This window comes from Rhodococcus sp. IEGM 1306 (genome assembly GCF_036541985.1).
Lineage (GTDB): Bacteria > Actinomycetota > Actinomycetes > Mycobacteriales > Mycobacteriaceae > Rhodococcus_F > Rhodococcus_F qingshengii.
Map to the genome: position 1 here is coordinate 1 of NZ_JAZHFF010000005.1, position 15,993 is coordinate 15,993.

General features: G+C 60.1%; 17 protein-coding genes. 7 read left to right on the forward strand and 10 right to left on the reverse strand.

From position 1 onward, the window contains the following. On the forward strand, positions 1-1,092 hold a 1,092-nt coding region (locus V3587_RS15375; protein WP_317829754.1), incomplete at its 5' end, for a thioesterase domain-containing protein. A gap of 157 nt (positions 1,093-1,249) precedes the next feature. Here the strand turns inward: V3587_RS15375 and V3587_RS15380 are convergent. The 5 genes from V3587_RS15380 to V3587_RS15400 all read right to left on the reverse strand — a co-directional run bounded on the left by V3587_RS15380 (position 1,250) and on the right by V3587_RS15400 (position 6,135). Continuing rightward, entirely contained in the window at positions 1,250-2,113 is an 864-nt protein-coding gene (locus V3587_RS15380) for an esterase/lipase family protein (RefSeq protein WP_283377080.1), read from the reverse strand. Between the two features lie 129 nt (positions 2,114-2,242). Then, positions 2,243-3,256, reverse strand: a complete 1,014-nt coding sequence (locus tag V3587_RS15385) for an alpha/beta hydrolase (RefSeq protein ID WP_007728545.1) — start codon at positions 3,254-3,256, stop codon at positions 2,243-2,245. A 193-nt stretch (positions 3,257-3,449) separates the two neighbouring features. Then, a complete protein-coding gene (locus V3587_RS15390) occupies positions 3,450-4,307 on the reverse strand; it encodes an ABC transporter permease (RefSeq protein WP_283376886.1) in 858 nt (285 codons plus the stop codon). Further along, entirely contained in the window at positions 4,304-5,167 is an 864-nt protein-coding gene (locus tag V3587_RS15395) for an ABC transporter permease (protein ID WP_020969035.1), read from the reverse strand. Before V3587_RS15395 ends, V3587_RS15390 begins: the two co-directional genes overlap by 4 nt. Then, positions 5,164-6,135, reverse strand: a complete 972-nt coding sequence (locus tag V3587_RS15400) for a daunorubicin resistance protein DrrA family ABC transporter ATP-binding protein (protein ID WP_020969036.1) — start codon at positions 6,133-6,135, stop codon at positions 5,164-5,166. Before V3587_RS15400 ends, V3587_RS15395 begins: the two co-directional genes overlap by 4 nt. A 404-nt stretch (positions 6,136-6,539) precedes the next feature. On the opposite strand from V3587_RS15400, the gene V3587_RS15405 reads away from it, so the two are divergent. Then, on the forward strand, positions 6,540-7,397 hold the full coding sequence (locus V3587_RS15405; RefSeq protein WP_283376887.1) for a glycosyltransferase: 858 nt from the start codon (positions 6,540-6,542) through the stop codon (positions 7,395-7,397). Between the two features lie 120 nt (positions 7,398-7,517). Here the strand turns inward: V3587_RS15405 and V3587_RS15410 are convergent, their stop codons facing one another. The 5 genes from V3587_RS15410 to V3587_RS15430 all read right to left on the reverse strand — a co-directional run bounded on the left by V3587_RS15410 (position 7,518) and on the right by V3587_RS15430 (position 12,588). Further along, on the reverse strand, positions 7,518-8,495 hold the full coding sequence (locus V3587_RS15410; protein ID WP_283376888.1) for a diiron oxygenase: 978 nt from the start codon (positions 8,493-8,495) through the stop codon (positions 7,518-7,520). A 6-nt stretch (positions 8,496-8,501) separates the two neighbouring features. Then, positions 8,502-9,401 (reverse strand): prephenate dehydrogenase dimerization domain-containing protein, encoded by a 900-nt coding sequence (locus tag V3587_RS15415; protein WP_283376889.1) that lies wholly within the window; start codon positions 9,399-9,401, stop codon positions 8,502-8,504. Between the two features lie 8 nt (positions 9,402-9,409). Further along, positions 9,410-11,494, reverse strand: coding sequence for an aminodeoxychorismate synthase component I (pabB, locus tag V3587_RS15420; RefSeq protein ID WP_283376890.1), 2,085 nt, complete (start codon positions 11,492-11,494; stop codon positions 9,410-9,412). Beyond that, positions 11,491-12,015, reverse strand: a complete 525-nt coding sequence (locus tag V3587_RS15425; protein WP_124566555.1) for a chorismate mutase family protein — start codon at positions 12,013-12,015, stop codon at positions 11,491-11,493. Before V3587_RS15425 ends, pabB begins: the two co-directional genes overlap by 4 nt. 96 nt (positions 12,016-12,111) lie before the next feature. Then, positions 12,112-12,588, reverse strand: a complete 477-nt coding sequence (locus tag V3587_RS15430; RefSeq protein ID WP_124566554.1) for a hotdog fold domain-containing protein — start codon at positions 12,586-12,588, stop codon at positions 12,112-12,114. A gap of 565 nt (positions 12,589-13,153) precedes the next feature. Between V3587_RS15430 and rpsJ the strand changes: the two genes are divergently transcribed. The 5 genes from rpsJ to rplB are packed head-to-tail and all read left to right on the forward strand — an operon-like array spanning position 13,154 to position 15,982. Continuing rightward, positions 13,154-13,459: a 30S ribosomal protein S10 gene (gene rpsJ / locus V3587_RS15435; RefSeq protein WP_003938093.1), complete on the forward strand. Its 306-nt coding sequence runs from the start codon at positions 13,154-13,156 to the stop codon at positions 13,457-13,459. Positions 13,460-13,476: 17 nt separating this feature from the next. Beyond that, the gene (gene rplC / locus V3587_RS15440; RefSeq protein WP_003940826.1) at positions 13,477-14,133 is read left to right on the forward strand and encodes a 50S ribosomal protein L3; all 657 of its coding nucleotides are present in this window, start codon (positions 13,477-13,479) and stop codon (positions 14,131-14,133) included. Then, the gene (gene rplD, locus V3587_RS15445) at positions 14,130-14,804 is read left to right on the forward strand and encodes a 50S ribosomal protein L4 (RefSeq protein WP_003940723.1); all 675 of its coding nucleotides are present in this window, start codon (positions 14,130-14,132) and stop codon (positions 14,802-14,804) included. The genes rplC and rplD overlap by 4 nt, the downstream gene beginning before the upstream one ends. Further along, the gene (rplW, locus tag V3587_RS15450) at positions 14,801-15,106 is read left to right on the forward strand and encodes a 50S ribosomal protein L23 (protein ID WP_003940990.1); all 306 of its coding nucleotides are present in this window, start codon (positions 14,801-14,803) and stop codon (positions 15,104-15,106) included. The genes rplD and rplW overlap by 4 nt, the downstream gene beginning before the upstream one ends. Positions 15,107-15,145: 39 nt before the next feature. Next, positions 15,146-15,982, forward strand: coding sequence for a 50S ribosomal protein L2 (gene rplB / locus V3587_RS15455; RefSeq protein WP_003940895.1), 837 nt, complete (start codon positions 15,146-15,148; stop codon positions 15,980-15,982). The last annotated feature ends 11 nt before the right edge of the window (positions 15,983-15,993 follow it).

Sequence of the window (15,993 nt, forward strand, 5' to 3'; positions counted from 1 at the left end):
CTCAATGCGTCGGGGAAGTTGGATCGGAAGTTGTTGCCGGAGCCGGTGTTCGAGGTTGCGGTGTTCCGGGCTCCGGTCACGGAGGTCGAGCGACTTGTTGCTTCTGTGTTCGAAGAATTGCTTGGCATTGATCGGGTCGGTCTCGATGACGATTTCTTCGAATTGGGCGGAAACTCTCTGATCGCCACGCGGTTGGCAGCGAAGTTGGGCCAAGCGATTTCGGCTGAGGTTCCGCTACGCATGCTATTCACCAGCTCGACGGTGTCGGAGATGTCCGACAAGTTGGTTGCCGGTATGCACGTTGGATTTGAACTGGATCTTGATGCGGCACTCGCTGTCACGTTGCCCTTGCGTGCGCGCGGATCTGAGCTTCCACTGTTCTGCGTGCACCCAATGGTCGGGCTGGCCTGGCCGTACGCACCTCTCGCCGCATTCGTCGACAGATCGGTGCCGCTCTACGGGTTGCAGACCCCAGCGTTGACCGAGGAGGACTTTTCCGCGACCGCACTGACCGACTACATAGATCGGTACGTGTCCGAGATCCGATCAGTGCAACAGCAGGGGCCGTACAGACTTCTGGGTTGGTCGTTCGGTGGAGTCGTCGCGCATGGAATCGCAGCAAGGCTCGAAGCCCTCGGCGAGAAGGTGAGTGCCTTGGTGATCTTGGACGGCTCGCCCTTGAGTTTGGATGATGAAGCATTTGCGGCGATGGTCCGACACGAAGTTGCTGGCTTGGGCGTCGTGATTCCGGATGACGAAGACCTCGAGAACCTGTCGATCGACTGTGCCAGTGATGTCCTCACCGCAGTGAACGGCGGAGCTATCGGGCTTAATGCCAGCGATATCAGGCGGTTGTTCTCCAGCATCGCGCGAACCTCGGCGCTGACACGTGAATACGAACCGGACACGTGCACGGGGCCAGTGCTGTTCGTGGGATCCAATGAAACTGAGGCCGATGGGGTCGAACCGTGGCGTTCACTGATCGACGGTGAGATCGATGTTCGTCAGGCCAGCGTGAACCATGTTTCGATGATGACGCCAGAGGGTCTGGAGGAGATCGGCCCGATGATTGCCGCCTCGCTGAATTCCTGACTCGATCTCGGTGGCCGTCAATCCGTGGGCCTGGCTAGGCGTCGTGCCGTCGAGCCAGACCCACGGACGTACATGAAGATACAAAAATAGGCTGGCGGCGCTGGATTTCTCCGCGCCGCCAGCCTACTTCATTCCTGCTGTTGCTTGTTTGACGTTCCTATTCGCAAGGGGGCGACCGGTACTCTGGGTCAAGCGCTGACTTGACGAGATCAAGAGTGTGAGGGTCTCTGACCAACTGTCCGTGGGACGCAGTGTTCCCGGCACAGTTATCTTGAGTCCAGACATTATGGACCACGGCGCCATCACCTGGGCTAAGGAAAGTTGCCTCGGGTGGCGTCGAGATTTCGTCGTGAGCCGAAGCGATGACGGTGTACTCGATTCCGGGTTGCGTCTCGGATTCGGCGTTGAGCGCTGTCAAGAATGGTGTGCCGCTGAGTTGTTGGACGCCAGCAGGCCCCCAAATCGCTTGGACGAGTAGATCGCCAGGGAGGCCCATCGCAGACAGCGATCGTGCATTCGCTTGAAGACCGCCGAATGTAGTTCCGTGGTTGGTCGCGCCGAGACTGATGAGCGAGTGCACTTTGTTGTTCGACGGATCTTCACGAGTTGCTCCGCCGTTGAACTTTAGATACTGGCGAGCAACGACGCCGCCCTGGGAATGACCGACGATGTCCACCTGTGTCGTACCGGTGTGAAATTTCACCGAGTCAACGAACATTGCAAGCTCCTCAGCGGAGCTTGCGATGTCGGTGATTCCCCAATGCACAGCATTGGGATTCAGAATTTCGCGCACACCGCCATAATTCAGCGCAAAGACGCAGTAGCCCAAATCAGCAAGCTGAGGCGCCACAACATCCCAGGTGTCGGTCATGCTCATCCCGGTCCCGTGTACGAGTACCACAGGACGGGGATGTTCGAGACTTGGCTTGCAATCCCAGTCGTTGGCGCCGGCAGGGGAAGGACCCATGCTGGACAATCCGGGCGTGGGTTCCGCCGGGTCTGCTGATGCAGCTGTTGGCATTCCGGCCAGCACCACACAGGCCGCCAATGACGCCAGCGTGACCAGAGTGAATCGCTTCAATTCTTTCCTCGCGTGCTGAACACCTTGTTGCTAGCTTTGCTTCTTGCTCCGAGAATCTGCGTGTCGCGATCAGACCCCGAGGGACTGGGCGATGAACGGCCATGACTTGTGCAGATCGTCTTGCCAGTAACCCCACGAATGCGTACCCACCGGCCGGAAGTCCACAGTTGCCGGGATATTGAGGTCGGCAAGACGTCGAGCGAGGTTTCCGGTGCAGATGCTGGTCGCGAATTCGATTGGTCCTCCTACAACAATCTGGTCGAACATCGCTGCTCGCCCATCCTGAATCCGAGGGTTCTCCGGGGTATCGTTCGGAAAACCGGGCAAGCCACTACCCGTGCTGATGTACAGGGGAGTGCCACGCAACTTTTCGGCGTTGACTACCGGGTCGTGTTCGACCCAGCCCGGACCGTCGAATGGGCCCCACATGTTCTGAATGTCGCCAACTCCGCCGATCCATTCAGTGGTCGCCCGTACGAAGGCCTGCCCCATCGGGTCACTCGTCTGTGCACAACCCGAATAGGATGCAACTGACTTGTAGAACCCGGGATATTCGATCGCAAGGTTCAGAACAGAGGTCGCAGACATCGAGATAGCTGCAATCGACTGGTCACCGTTGCTGCCGAGTTCCTTGTTCAGGAGTGGAGGAAGCTCCTTGCCTAGGAAGGTGCTCCACATGTTCTTTCCGAGTACGGAATCTTCCTTCTCCCAGTCGGTGTAGTACGACATCAGACCTTTGGCCGGAATCGCAACATTGACGTTCTTATCGGCGAAGAAATCGACCACATCAGTTTGGCGGTCCCATGTTGCTGTGCCTTCTCCGCCGTCGGCACCGTTGAGAAGGTACAGAATGGGGCGGGGCTGAGAGTTGTCTGCAGGCAAGATCACCTGAATGGGGACCGACTTGTCCATTGATGCTGCGTAGACATTCACAACGATTTGACGATCGTTGACTCGCTCGACAGATTCGATGTACGAACCGTCCGTATCGTCCTGTGCTGCATCTCCCCCGCCTTGGTGTGCAATGGGTGTGGCACCGGCGATGCCCATGCTGCTGGATACAAGGACGACGCTCGCCGCCATCAGTGCACCTGCGACGGTGCGCCTCCAGGGGGACCGAAATTTTCGAGTCAAGACAACGCCTTTCATTGGTTCAACTGTGCTGCCGGACCTGCTCGGCAATCGTGTTTCGTGAGTCTGAACTACTTGTAATTCGGATGGTCAGCCGTAGACGTTACCGCGCGTACGGATCCACCAGGCAATACCCAGGTGGTTGTCAATCCGAAGCGGCGCGTCGGTATCCGAGTATCGCTGGATACACGAAGACCACGACCATCCCGAACGACCAGGCCAGTGTCTTGAGCAGGGGTTCGGCGACGGGGCCCCCCAAGGAGAGGCCTTTCATCGCATCGATTGCCACGGACATTGGTTGCTCGGCAACAACTGGTTGCAGCCACTTTGGATAAGCCATCACCGGAACAAAGCCGGAGTTGAAGAACATCAACAGCGTGCAGGAGATCGACACGATCTCCACAAGCGGCAGATTGTCAGCCACGGTTGCCAGCGCCGTCACCATCATCGCGAAGCCGATGCCGAAAACGATCGGCAATACCAAGAGTGCCACTGCGGCTAGGGGACCCTGGTTGAACCGGAATCCCAACAGATAGCCGACGCCAAGGATGACGATGGAGGTGACGAGAACTCGCACTGCTTCGGCGATCATGCGTCCGACCAGACCGGAGGCACGATGCGCAGGGAGAGTCCAGAACCGGCTCAAGAGTCCAGAAGCTCGTTCGCCTTTGAGTCCGACTGCGCTGGCAATCGAGCCGAACATGGCGCCAACGAGGATGATCAGCGGGACCGTTCCGAAGATGCTCGATTGGCCCGTCGCTGCTGTAATCGAATTGCCCAAGACGACTCGGAACATCAACAGCATGAACGCTGGATACACAAGAGCTTGAATGGTGGTTGATGGATCGCGCAGCCACGTGAGCAACAAACGTTTGGCCTGAATCCCGCTGTGCACGACCAGAGCCTTGAAAGAGCTTTCAGGGAGCGCTTTGTCCGGGCAGGGAAAGTTAAACCCCTCGGCGGGGCGGACGGCCGCCATGAAACGATCGGTCGGTTCGCTCATGACCGCCTCATACTTGCCCAGAACGCCAGTGGCGCGAAGAAGACGATCAACCCAATCGTCCACGCAACGACGGGAAACAGGACGCCCCAGGTGACTCCGCCCTGCGCAAGATCACGCATGGCGAATGAGAACTGCGATACCGGTTGATTGCGCACGAACGGCCGAATCCATTCGGGAAAGCCAGTCTCGGGCGCGAAACCGCAGGACAACATTCCCAGAATCAATTGGGGGAGTGTCAGCGCCTGACTGGTGGCTTGTGGACTTTTCGATAGCGAACCGATTGCATCACCTGCGAAGGACAGGCAAGTGCTGAACGCGAGGGCGATCGCACAAAACAGAACTGCCTGACCCATGCCTGCTGAGAATCGGAAACCGATCAAGTGGCCGAAGGTCAATGCCGCGGCGAGTGAGACTGTCGACCGGACGAAGCCACTCGATTGACGCGACAACAGCGGTACGGGGCCGACGACTGGCATGGTTTTCATGCGGTTACTGAAACCGGTGATCGACTCGGTCGATGACATCTGAGCGGCGGAGATCGACGTGAAGGCCATAGCTTGCAGCACGATGATCGGCATCAAAAACTGGGCATAGTTGATGCCCTGAAGTTGCATGACGAACTTCAACGGAAGGTAGAAACCGATCGTGAAAATCAGTGGCGCGACGACCGCGATCAGTAGTTCGTAACGCTTCACCATGGATTTGACGGTGCGTGCCGTCAGCACCCACCACTGATTGATCGCCGACGGATGTGGTCGGCGGTGCTTTCCAACGCTCAATGCCTCGGGGACTGCAATCTTGCTGCGAGTGTCCTCGCGGACAGTCACTTGATCGACCCCGAATTTTGTAGTTGTCGTCACGGTGTCTCACTCACGTGCTGTTCACCTGTGAGTGAAAGGAAGACATCGTCGAGTGACGGGCGACGAAGCGCAATGTCTGCAAGCGGAATCCGTGCGTGGTCCAGACGACGCAGTGCTTCAGAGAGCGTTCCTGCTCCGACAGGTGCGGGGATGGCGATCCGCCCACTCTCTTGCGCCAAATCGAATCTGAAGTCGCGGGGGACCAGATTGCCCAGTGCATGGACCGCGTGAGGCAGCTGTTTGAGATCCGCGGGCACGATCTCGCAGAAGCTTGCGCCGGTGCGAGCCTTCAATTGGTCAGCAGTCCCCTCAGCGATCACCGCGCCTTTGTCGATGACGATGATGTTGTCGCTCAGGAGATCCGCTTCCTCGAGATACTGGGTGGTCAGGAGCACCGTGATGCCCTGCTCCTTCAAAGATTGAACCAGTGACCAGACACTCTGACGGCTTCGCGGATCGAGGCCGGTCGTCGGTTCATCGAGGAAAACCACCTCTGGGCGAACGACGAGGCCACAGGCGATGTCGATTCGTCGACGCATACCTCCCGAATAGTTCCGGACAACGCGAGATCCTGCCTCGACGAGGTCGAACTGCGAGAGTAAATCGGCGGCGCGTACCTTGGCCGACATCCTGTCGAGTCCCATCAGACGGCCGAACAGTTCGATGTTCTCGCGGCCGGTGAGAGAATCGTCCAGGGCGGCGAACTGTCCGGTCATCATGATGGAGCGTCGAACCTCTGGAGCGTTGCGCACGACGTCGTAGCCGGCCACCATCGCGCGTCCACTGGTAGGGCGAATGAGTGTGGAGAGGACCTTCACCGTCGTTGTCTTGCCTGCACCGTTGGGCCCCAAGATGCCGAGCACTGTCCCACGTGGGGCGGTGAAGTTGATCCCTCGCAGCGCGTGCACGTTCTTGAAGGACTTGTGTACGTCCTCCACTAGTACCGCTGCGTCCGTGGAAAAGGGCATCAACACTCCGCTGTCTGCATTGTCGGAACGGGCACGCGCTCCCGACGGGCGCACAGATGCCTTCTGTCTTCTATCCGTGATCTCCGCTCAGATGTTACCGGAGGGTCAAACCGACACCCCGACAATCGGACGCGCGGGAGGGGGCATGTGGCTTCTGCCAGCAACTCTCACCCTCGATTTCACCTTGTGGCAAGAATCACAAATCTTCTTTGTAACGTAAAGATCTTCTCTAATTGAACGAATGACCAAATAGTTTTGGAGTGCATCTGCGCAGGTGGGTATTCAGTTGCGTCGCGTGAAGGTCTTTGATTTGACCGGTGACGAAAGTCCTCCGATTCCTTCCGGTTGGTTCCCTGGGCCCGCTGCTCAATGTCTTGTGGAGAGATTCGCGATACCGTTGGGAAATGGCGAACGCGACGTTGTCGGTGGTTGTTCCGGCTTTTAATGAATCTGAATACATCGAAACGTGCATCGAAGCGCTCATTGCTCAAGGTGAATATGTCGACGAAATCATCGTTGTTGACAATAATTCCTCGGACAATACTTCTGAGTTGATCAAGAAGTATCAAATTAGTTGTCCCAAGCTTCGGCTTCTCTGTGAATCCCGCCCCGGGGTGGTGCATGCGAGAAACAAGGGGTTTGACGCGGCTAGTGGAGAACTTATCGGACGTATCGACGCCGATACGATCGTGGGGGAAGGCTGGGCAGTTGCGGTTCACGAATTCTTCGAGCGTCGCGACGATTTCTCGGGCGTAACCGGCCTGACTTACCTTTATGAATCTCCGATCGCCGGCCTTCAGCGCCGATGGACGAATTGGCGACTTGGCCGCGCGGCCCAGAGTGCAGTTCGGCCTGTTGTTGCAGTTCCAGGCAGTAACATGGCGATGCGTCGGTCGGCTTGGTTGGCCGTTAGGGATGCGGTCAGCGATCGAACCGACATTCACGAGGATATCGACCTATCCCTCTGCATGGCGCGTGTTCGTTGCACTGTGGGGCAGATCTCGAGCATGGCCGCAAAGGTTTCGGGTAGGCGTGGAGTTAGTTCGCCGCGAGTGTATGCGCGATATAATCGAGCATCAAAGAAAACTCTCGAGCATCATGGTGTGTCGCATTGGAAGTTAACGTTCTTGATTGCAGCGGACAGTGTCCTGCATGCAATCTTGTGGCCTCTTTATCGAATGTATGACAAGAATTCCGGGCGAATCTCTTCCCGGTTTCTGGGCCGGAGGCAGCGTGCGCGGGATCTCCCCGTCTTTTCTTGAGTATTTCGTCCGGTATTTATTTGCTCAAGCTCTTGTCTAGCTGAATAATCGGGAGTGCCCGATAATTGCGGAATATTACTGGACCGGGTTTGTTGGAGAATCAGCACTTATTGCTCAGGATTAACTGGGGAGGTATTCTTCTCCTGCGATTGATACTTCTGTCGTAACTTGCAACTTATGGAGCAAGGACGATATTCCGCTGTAATCCTGTACGAACAGTTCGTTGCTCGGTTCCAACGCGACATCATCGAGCATCTTCTGTCCGCCGGGTATGGCTTCGATCTCCATGATTGCTCGCCACGCGCCGAAGTCGGTTCCGCTGAAAGCGCGCATGGCGCCCTCGAAGCCTTCCAGTAGATAGCTGCGATCTCCACGATTCAAGGAATCCCAGACCAGTACCGCCAGTTCCCCGGCAATCGAGGCATGGCAGTACTCGTCGCGAGCGTGCAACCGAATGGTCGCGCGGTTGATCGACTGCACGCCCGGGTCGTCCGAGATCAGGTCGAGGTATGCGGTGATCGACACCTCGGCGACGGTCATGAACGCCAACTGTGTCAGCGCGATCTTGCGCGGATCACCGGCTGCGTCGAGGGCTTGCGCCCGCGTGCGGACCGTCAGGACGTCGGGCAGTGCCTTCGACGGAAGCGCCCAACCCCTCCCTCGGCGGGTCGCTGAGCTGGCATTGAAGTGCATGAGCGTGTGATATTGCTCGTCGACCATCGCCTGATTGACGGCCACTGCAGCCCAATCTCCGAGCCCGACGCCGAGTCGGTCTTCGGCGAGAACGTCGAATCCGGGATTGACGACGTACTTCTCGATGTCCATGACGTTCTTGTTGAACGCAATCCATGCCCAGGCCTGCAGGCGTTGCTTCTGCTCGGGACTCAATGCCAGGTAGGTCGGATGCTCTGCGAACGGGAGTAATGCTTCGGGGTAGTCGGACAGCGACGAATCGAAGAGATCGTCCAGTTCCGGCTCCGCTTTCTTCACGGTTGCCCGGCGTGCCCAGTTGCTCGCAAGCCGACTGACGATTGCACTCTCGACCGGATCGGACGCGTCGAATTCCGGCAGGCTGGGCGGACTCACTCCAGGTCTCATCGTGCCCTACTCTCTGCGCCCTTCGGCAATCTCTCTGCGCCCGTCGGCAATGCGATCGAACAAGCTCTGGCACTCCGCGTTCAGTTGGCCTGAGCGGTCGCCGAGCGCTGCCTCGGCGGTTTTCATCAGCGTCGTGAATTCCGCGAGGGTCTCGGCCGCCGTGTCCACCTGTGAGGTGGCATCGAACAGTGCTTTTCGTGTCGCACCTGCATACGGATTGCCCGCTTGTACGTCCCAGTACACCTCCGGTTCGCCGCCGGCTACACGCGCCAGGAGCGCGAGCAAGGTCCGATGCGGGGGAGGGGCGACCGCGAGGAGATCGTCCGCGGAAACTCCGAGTTCGGCCAGGGCAACGCCGAATGCCAGAACCGACGCGTGGGTCAGAACTTGGGAAGCAGCGGCCAGTCGGTCGTGACGATCTGCATCCATCACCGAGACCGAGGCTCCCCACGAGCGCACGACGTCGAGAAAGCTCTGAGACTGCGGACCGTCGACGTACGGCACCGCGATGACGGCCCGACCGCGCGGGCCGAGCGACGGACGGAACATGGGGTTGAGTCCGAGGAACTCGCCTTCTCGGCCGGCGTCGACGATTGCTGCGTCCATCCGCGATTTGACCGAGAGAGTGTCCACAACGAGAGCGCCGGATGTTCGAAGCGTCGGTAGTGCGGCCAGAGCGACCTGTTCGGGAACCGCGAGCACGATGATGCTCGAGGACTCCACGTGCGCGAGGACCCGGTCACTGGGTTTCGTGATGTCTCCGACGACTACGTCTCCGTCAGGATCGCTGCCTGCTGGGTCGACGACGGTGACCGTCCACCCCTCGGCACGAAGCAGTTCGACGAACATGGATCCGACGGCACCCAGCCCGCCGACAACCGTCGCTGTGCCCGATACCGCCGTCATGGCTGGATCTACCCGCCGTACTCGAGGACCCGCGAGGACACTGCATCGAGCGCACGGAGCAGCGTGGACGCCTTGACCGTGGTCTCGTCGAATTCTTCTTCCGGATCGGACAACGCTGTGATGGCACCGCCGATTCCGAAGGTCACGCCGCTCTCGGTGCAGACGAGCGATCGAATCACGATCGAGAGGTCCGCGGCGCCACCGAGGGCGAAGTACCCGATCGATCCCGAGTAGACCCCGCGTGGGCCGGATTCGAGGCGGTCGATGATCTCCATCGTCCGTACTTTCGGGGCGCCGGTCATCGATCCGCCGGGGAACGCGGCACGGACACAGTCCACTGCCGACGATCCTGGACTCAGATGTCCACGCACAGTCGACACCATTTGGTGGACGGACGAGTACGACTCGATCGCGAACAGCCTTGGAACGTGGACACTTCCCGGAACGCAGACCTTGGTGAGGTCGTTGCGAGTGAGGTCCACGATCATCAGGTTCTCGGCGCGGTCCTTCTCGCTGTCGAGCAGGTCCTGCCTCAGGGCAGCATCGCGCGCTCGGGTGACGCCGCGCGGGCGGGTCCCTTTGATCGGCTTGGACTCGACGTTGCCGTCCGAGTCGACACGAAGGAACCGCTCGGGCGAGGCCGAGACCACCGAGATACCGGTGAAGTCGAGAAGTGCGCTGTACGGCGTCGGATTGATCGAGCGTAGATACTCGAACGCCCGCCGTGCATCGATCGTCTCGTCGACGCTCGCCATGTTGGTCAGACATACCTCGTAGGACTCACCTGCCCGGATCTCCGAGAGGGCAGTTCCGATCAACGAGAGGTACTGATCGCGATCATGCCGCAGGCGTGCCTGCGTCCAGACGGTGTCACTGATCAATGGAACCGGGGTGCGTTCCGGAAGGTCCGCGCCGAGTCGCGCCAGGGCGTCGACGGTCGATTCGAGCCAATCGTCGTGGCCGGCGTCGCGGACTTTCTCGCGCAACCTCAGAACGTGAGTGCGGCCGGCGGTGTGATCGATGACGACGGCGCGATCGGCAAACACCAGGGCGGCATCAGGAGTGGGTGCCGGATGGACTGCCCTTCCTCCGGTCTGCGCCTTCAGTTCGTAGCCGAGGTAGCCCACGTATCCGAGGTTGAAATCGAGTTCCGGATGCGCGGGAACGAAGCGTGTCGCGAGTTGCCCGTCCAGGTAATCGAAGAACGGAACTCGAATGTTCTCGTCGGACAGGCCTTTTCGGCTGACAGTGAGTACCTCGGCCTGCACGTCGTACGTGATGAACTCGGCCAGCGGCCCCGACGAATCGCCGAGAATCGAAAAGCGTGCACTCGGTTCTGCAGTTGCCGCGCGGTCCAGCCAGAACGCGTTCGGGCCGTCTGCGAAGAGTGCTGCAAAGGCCGCCGACGGATCCACCGCAAAATCGAGAGTCACGTCGTCGACGTCGTAGTTGATCGCCGGTCGCAGGTCGGGTGTTTGCGGAGCCGGTTCGGGTCGGATCACCGAATCCAGAGTTCGTCCGACAGACAGATCACGGAAGTTCTCGAGCAAATCGATGCCGAACTCCGTACTGATCGACTCCGGATGGAACTGCACGCCCCACATCGGCTTGGTCCGGTGCCGGACACCCATGAGCAGACCGTCGGACGTCCACGCGGTACGAACGAAGGCATTCGGCAGATTCTCGACGGTCAACGAGTGGTAGCGAACAGCTCGGAACGGTGACGGAAGTCCGGCAAAGATGCCCGAACCGTCGTGATCGATCAGCGAAATCCGGCCGTGCATCGGTACGGGCGCAACCACGACATCCGCGCCGAACAACTCGCACAGGCCCTGGTGGCCGAGACAGACACCGAGAAGTGGGAGAGGCGCTTCCTCGATGAAACGGCGGCTGATTCCGAAATCACGGTCGCGATCCGGCCGGCCGGGACCGGGGGAGATGACCACGTTGTCGTACGACGCCAGATCGAGGGAATCCCAATCCGCGTCGTTGCGGACCACGGTGGGCACAACCCCGTTGACCTCGGTCAACAGGGTGAACAGGTTGTAGGTGAACGAGTCGTAATTGTCCACCAGAAGGGTGCGGGAACTCATGTCGATGATCCTGATCTCGGTCCGACGGATTCCCGAACAGTGTCCTCCTCCTCAACAGGTGCGTTGATCACCAGGTCTTCGAGTCGACAGGTCTCGGCGATCATCAGCTCGTACAGGGCGTTGAAGAAGTCAGGGGAGAGGTCGTGGCTACGAGCGAATTCACGCGCCCGTTCCTGCACGAGGCGGACTCGGCCGGGTTGCATCATCGGAACCTCACGGGAGCGCTTCCACTCGCCGATGCGCAGGCAGAGTTCCAGCCGCTGCCGCACCGTCTCGAGAAGTAGCGCGTCGATGGCGTCGAGGTCGCGCCGGAAGCTGTCCAATCCCTCGGCCTTGTCCGGATACGACGAGGTCTGCGTGCCTGCTTCGGAACTCGTTGTGGTCAAGAACTCTTCCACGAGGCCTCCCGGTGCTCGGCGTGACGCGAGGTCGACAATGTGGTGCCCGGAACGCAACTCACCTCCGGACACCGGCACCCCGACCGACCATCGCCGTTCGGGGAGGTGTTCCACGATCGTCATTTGCCGAAACCTGCGGTGGTGCCCAATTCTGCGAAACCTGTCGGCGGACGAATCAGCTTGCGATGCAGGCGGGTTCGTGAGCGCCTACGGGGGTGCCTATTTGGGGGAGACCCAGGTGGTGATTTCGGCGTGGACTACTTCCTTGCCGCCTCGGTCGAAGATCGAGATGGGAACGACCAGTTCGGTACCGCGCTCGATCGCCGCGAAGTCCGGCACAGTCTCGAGTCGGGCGACTGCCCGCAGGCCGGTCTCGGCCTTGGCGAGGTAGTCGACCTTCATGGACTTGGGGATCCAGCGGTGCGAGTTCGGAACCGTCGCTTCGCTCAGCATGCCCATTGCGACCTCCGCGAGATTGCATGCTGCGATCGCGTGAAACGTGCCGAGATGGTTGTGGACGCCCCACCATTTGGGGGAGCGGACCTCGCACAGTCCCGGTTCCAGCTTGGTCACCCGGGGGAGGACGGAGGCAAAGTAGGGCACACGAATGGACATCGCCGCCGAGAAAACTGCATGTCCGAGGGCGTTGTCCGGCAATTTCTGCCATCCGCGATAGGTGGGGCTGGAAGTAGTCATTTGCCTATCTTACTTCTGAGTAAGGTTGTTGTCGCGCAGCTCACTCGGAAAGGCTGGTTCGGGGGAGTTGAGGAATTGGGCCAGGTACGGCATACTGGTCGGGTTGCCTTGTCCGGGACGCGGTCGTTTGCGGCCGTGATCGGGTAAGGGTAAGACGTCACAGACGATCGATCGCAGATCCCGTCAGGGCAATCGGGTCAACGACTGTGACCATGCAAGACGAGAAGTAATGCAGGACGGAAGCAGTACCTACTTTGTGTTCGACATCGAACACGTCCGGTACGCATCACACGCCAGATGATCGAAAGATTGTCCGGCGCAGGATGAGTGAGAAGGCGACACGCCCGACCGCGTGTACCGGAGAACAATGACAAACGAACAGCGGCAGCAGATCCTGATCTCGATCCGATGCTCGGTTTACCGCCAACACGGTCTCCCGAACTTCGACTTGGTCCCGATCGCTTCAGTGTTCGTCGTGTCATCGTCCAGGCAAGGACTGTGCAGACGAGGTAGCTCGAGCCTGACCAGGCGGGCTACGAAACGCGGCAAGAAAAGGACACTAAGCGTGGCGGGACAAAAGATCCGCATCAGGCTCAAGGCCTACGACCACGAGGCGATCGACGCGTCAGCGCGCAAGATCGTCGAGACGGTAACCCGTACGGGTGCCCGCGTCGTTGGACCTGTGCCGTTGCCGACCGAGAAGAACGTATATTGCGTCATCCGCTCGCCGCACAAGTACAAGGACTCGCGCGAGCACTTCGAGATGCGTACTCACAAGCGGCTGATCGACATTCTCGACCCGACGCCGAAGACGGTTGACGCGCTCATGCGCATCGACCTTCCGGCCAGTGTCGACGTGAACATTCAGTGACGGCGGAGACAAAAACAATGACTGATACCAAGATCAAGGGAATCCTGGGCACCAAGCTCGGCATGACCCAGGTCTTCGACGAGAACAACCGGGTTGTCCCGGTCACCGTCGTGAAGGCTGGGCCGAACGTCGTAACCCAGATCCGTACCGAAGAGCGTGACGGCTACAGCGCCGTTCAGCTCGCGTTCGGCGCCATCGACCCGCGCAAGGTGAACAAGCCGACTTCCGGCCAGTTCACCAAGGCTGGTGTGACCCCGCGTCGCCACGTAGTGGAGCTCCGCGTTGCGGACACCTCCGACTACGAGGTCGGCCAGGAGCTCACCGCCGAGGTCTTCGAGGACGGCGCATACGTCGACGTCACCGGAACCAGCAAGGGCAAGGGCTTCGCCGGAACCATGAAGCGTCACGGCTTCAAGGGACAGGGCGCGTCGCACGGTACCCAGGCTGTTCACCGCCGCCCGGGCTCCATCGGTGGCTGTGCAACTCCCGGCCGCGTGTTCAAGGGCATGCGCATGTCCGGACGCATGGGTAGCGACCGCATCACGACGCAGAACCTCTCGGTCCACAAGGTGGATGCCGAGAACGGCCTGCTGCTGATCAAGGGTGCGATCCCCGGCCGCAAGGGCGGCCTCGTGATCGTCAAGAGTGCAGTGAAGGGTGGTGCACGGGCATGACCAGCACCGAGACCAAGTTGACCCTGGACGTCAAGGTCGCCGGCGGCAAGACCAACGGCACCGTCGATCTCCCCGCTGAGATCTTCGACGCTCCGGCCAACATCGCGCTTCTCCATCAGGTTGTCGTCGCGCAGCTCGCAGCTGCTCGTCAGGGAACCCACTCCACCAAGACCCGCGGCGACGTCCGCGGCGGTGGCAAGAAGCCGTACCGCCAGAAGGGCACCGGCCGCGCACGCCAGGGCTCGACTCGCGCACCGCAGTTCGTCGGCGGCGGAACCGTTCACGGCCCGCAGCCGCGTGACTACAGCCAGCGCACCCCCAAGAAGATGAAGGCAGCCGCTCTTCGCGGTGCCCTCTCTGACCGCGCACGCAACGAGCGCATCCACGTCATCACCGAATTGGTTGCAGGGCAGACGCCTTCGACCAAGGGCGCAATCGCGTTCCTCGGCGAGATCTCGGATCGCAAGAAGCTGCTGCTCGTCGTGGGTCGCCAGGATGTAGCCGCTTGGAAGAGCGTGCAGAACCTGGAAGGCGTGCATCCCATTGCACCCGACCAGCTCAACACCTACGACGTGCTCAATGCAGACGATGTCGTGTTCAGCGTCGAGGCACTCAACGCGTTCATCCACGGGCCCGCAGAGAGCGCTCAGAACAAGGAGGACGCCAAGTGAGCACCATCGCTGACCCCCGCGACATCCTGCTCGCTCCGGTCATCTCCGAGAAGTCCTACGGACTGATCGAGGAAGGCACCTACACCTTCCTGGTGCACCCGGACTCGAACAAGACGCAGATCAAGATTGCCGTCGAGAAGGTCTTCGGCGTCAAGGTGACGAGCGTCAACACCGCCAACCGTCAGGGCAAGCGTAAGCGGACCCGATTCGGTTACGGCAAGCGCAAGGACACCAAGCGCGCGCTCGTGACCCTGTCCGCTGACAGCAAGCCCATCGAGATCTTCGGAGGACCGGTCGCGTAAGCGCCGGGACTTGACGAGACATAGAGGACGAGAAGACTCATGGCAATCCGTAAGTACAAGCCGACAACACCGGGCCGTCGTGGCTCGAGCGTCTCGGACTTCGCCGAGATCACTCGGTCGACCCCCGAGAAGTCGCTGGTTCGCCCGCTGCACGGTCGCGGTGGACGTAACGCACACGGTCGTATCACCACCCGTCACAAGGGTGGCGGACACAAGCGTGCATACCGACTGATCGATTTCCGTCGCAACGACAAGGACGGCATCCCGGCAAAGGTCGCTCACATCGAGTACGACCCCAACCGCACAGCAAACATCGCACTCCTGCATTACGCAGACGGTGAGAAGCGCTACATCATCGCCCCCAAGGGCCTGGTGCAGGGTTCACCGGTCGAGTCCGGTGCAGGCGCCGACATCAAGCCGGGCAACAACCTGCCGCTGCGCAACATCCCGACTGGTACCACGATCCACGGTGTGGAACTGCGTCCCGGCGGCGGAGCCAAGATGGCTCGTTCCGCAGGCGCCAGCATCCAGCTCCTCGGTAAGGAAGGCAGCTACGCCACGCTGCGTATGCCTTCCGGTGAAATCCGTCGCGTCGACGTGCGCTGCCGCGCATCCGTCGGCGAGGTCGGCAACGCCGAGCAGTCGAACATCAACTGGGGCAAGGCCGGCCGTATGCGTTGGAAGGGCAAGCGCCCGACCGTTCGTGGTGTCGTGATGAACCCGGTCGACCACCCGCACGGTGGCGGCGAGGGCAAGACCTCAGGTGGACGCCACCCGGTCAGCCCGTGGGGTAAGCCTGAAGGCCGTACCCGCAAGAACAAGGCAAGCGACAAGATGATCGTCCGTCGCCGCCGCACCGGCAAGAACAAGCGCTAGGAGGGAGTGAA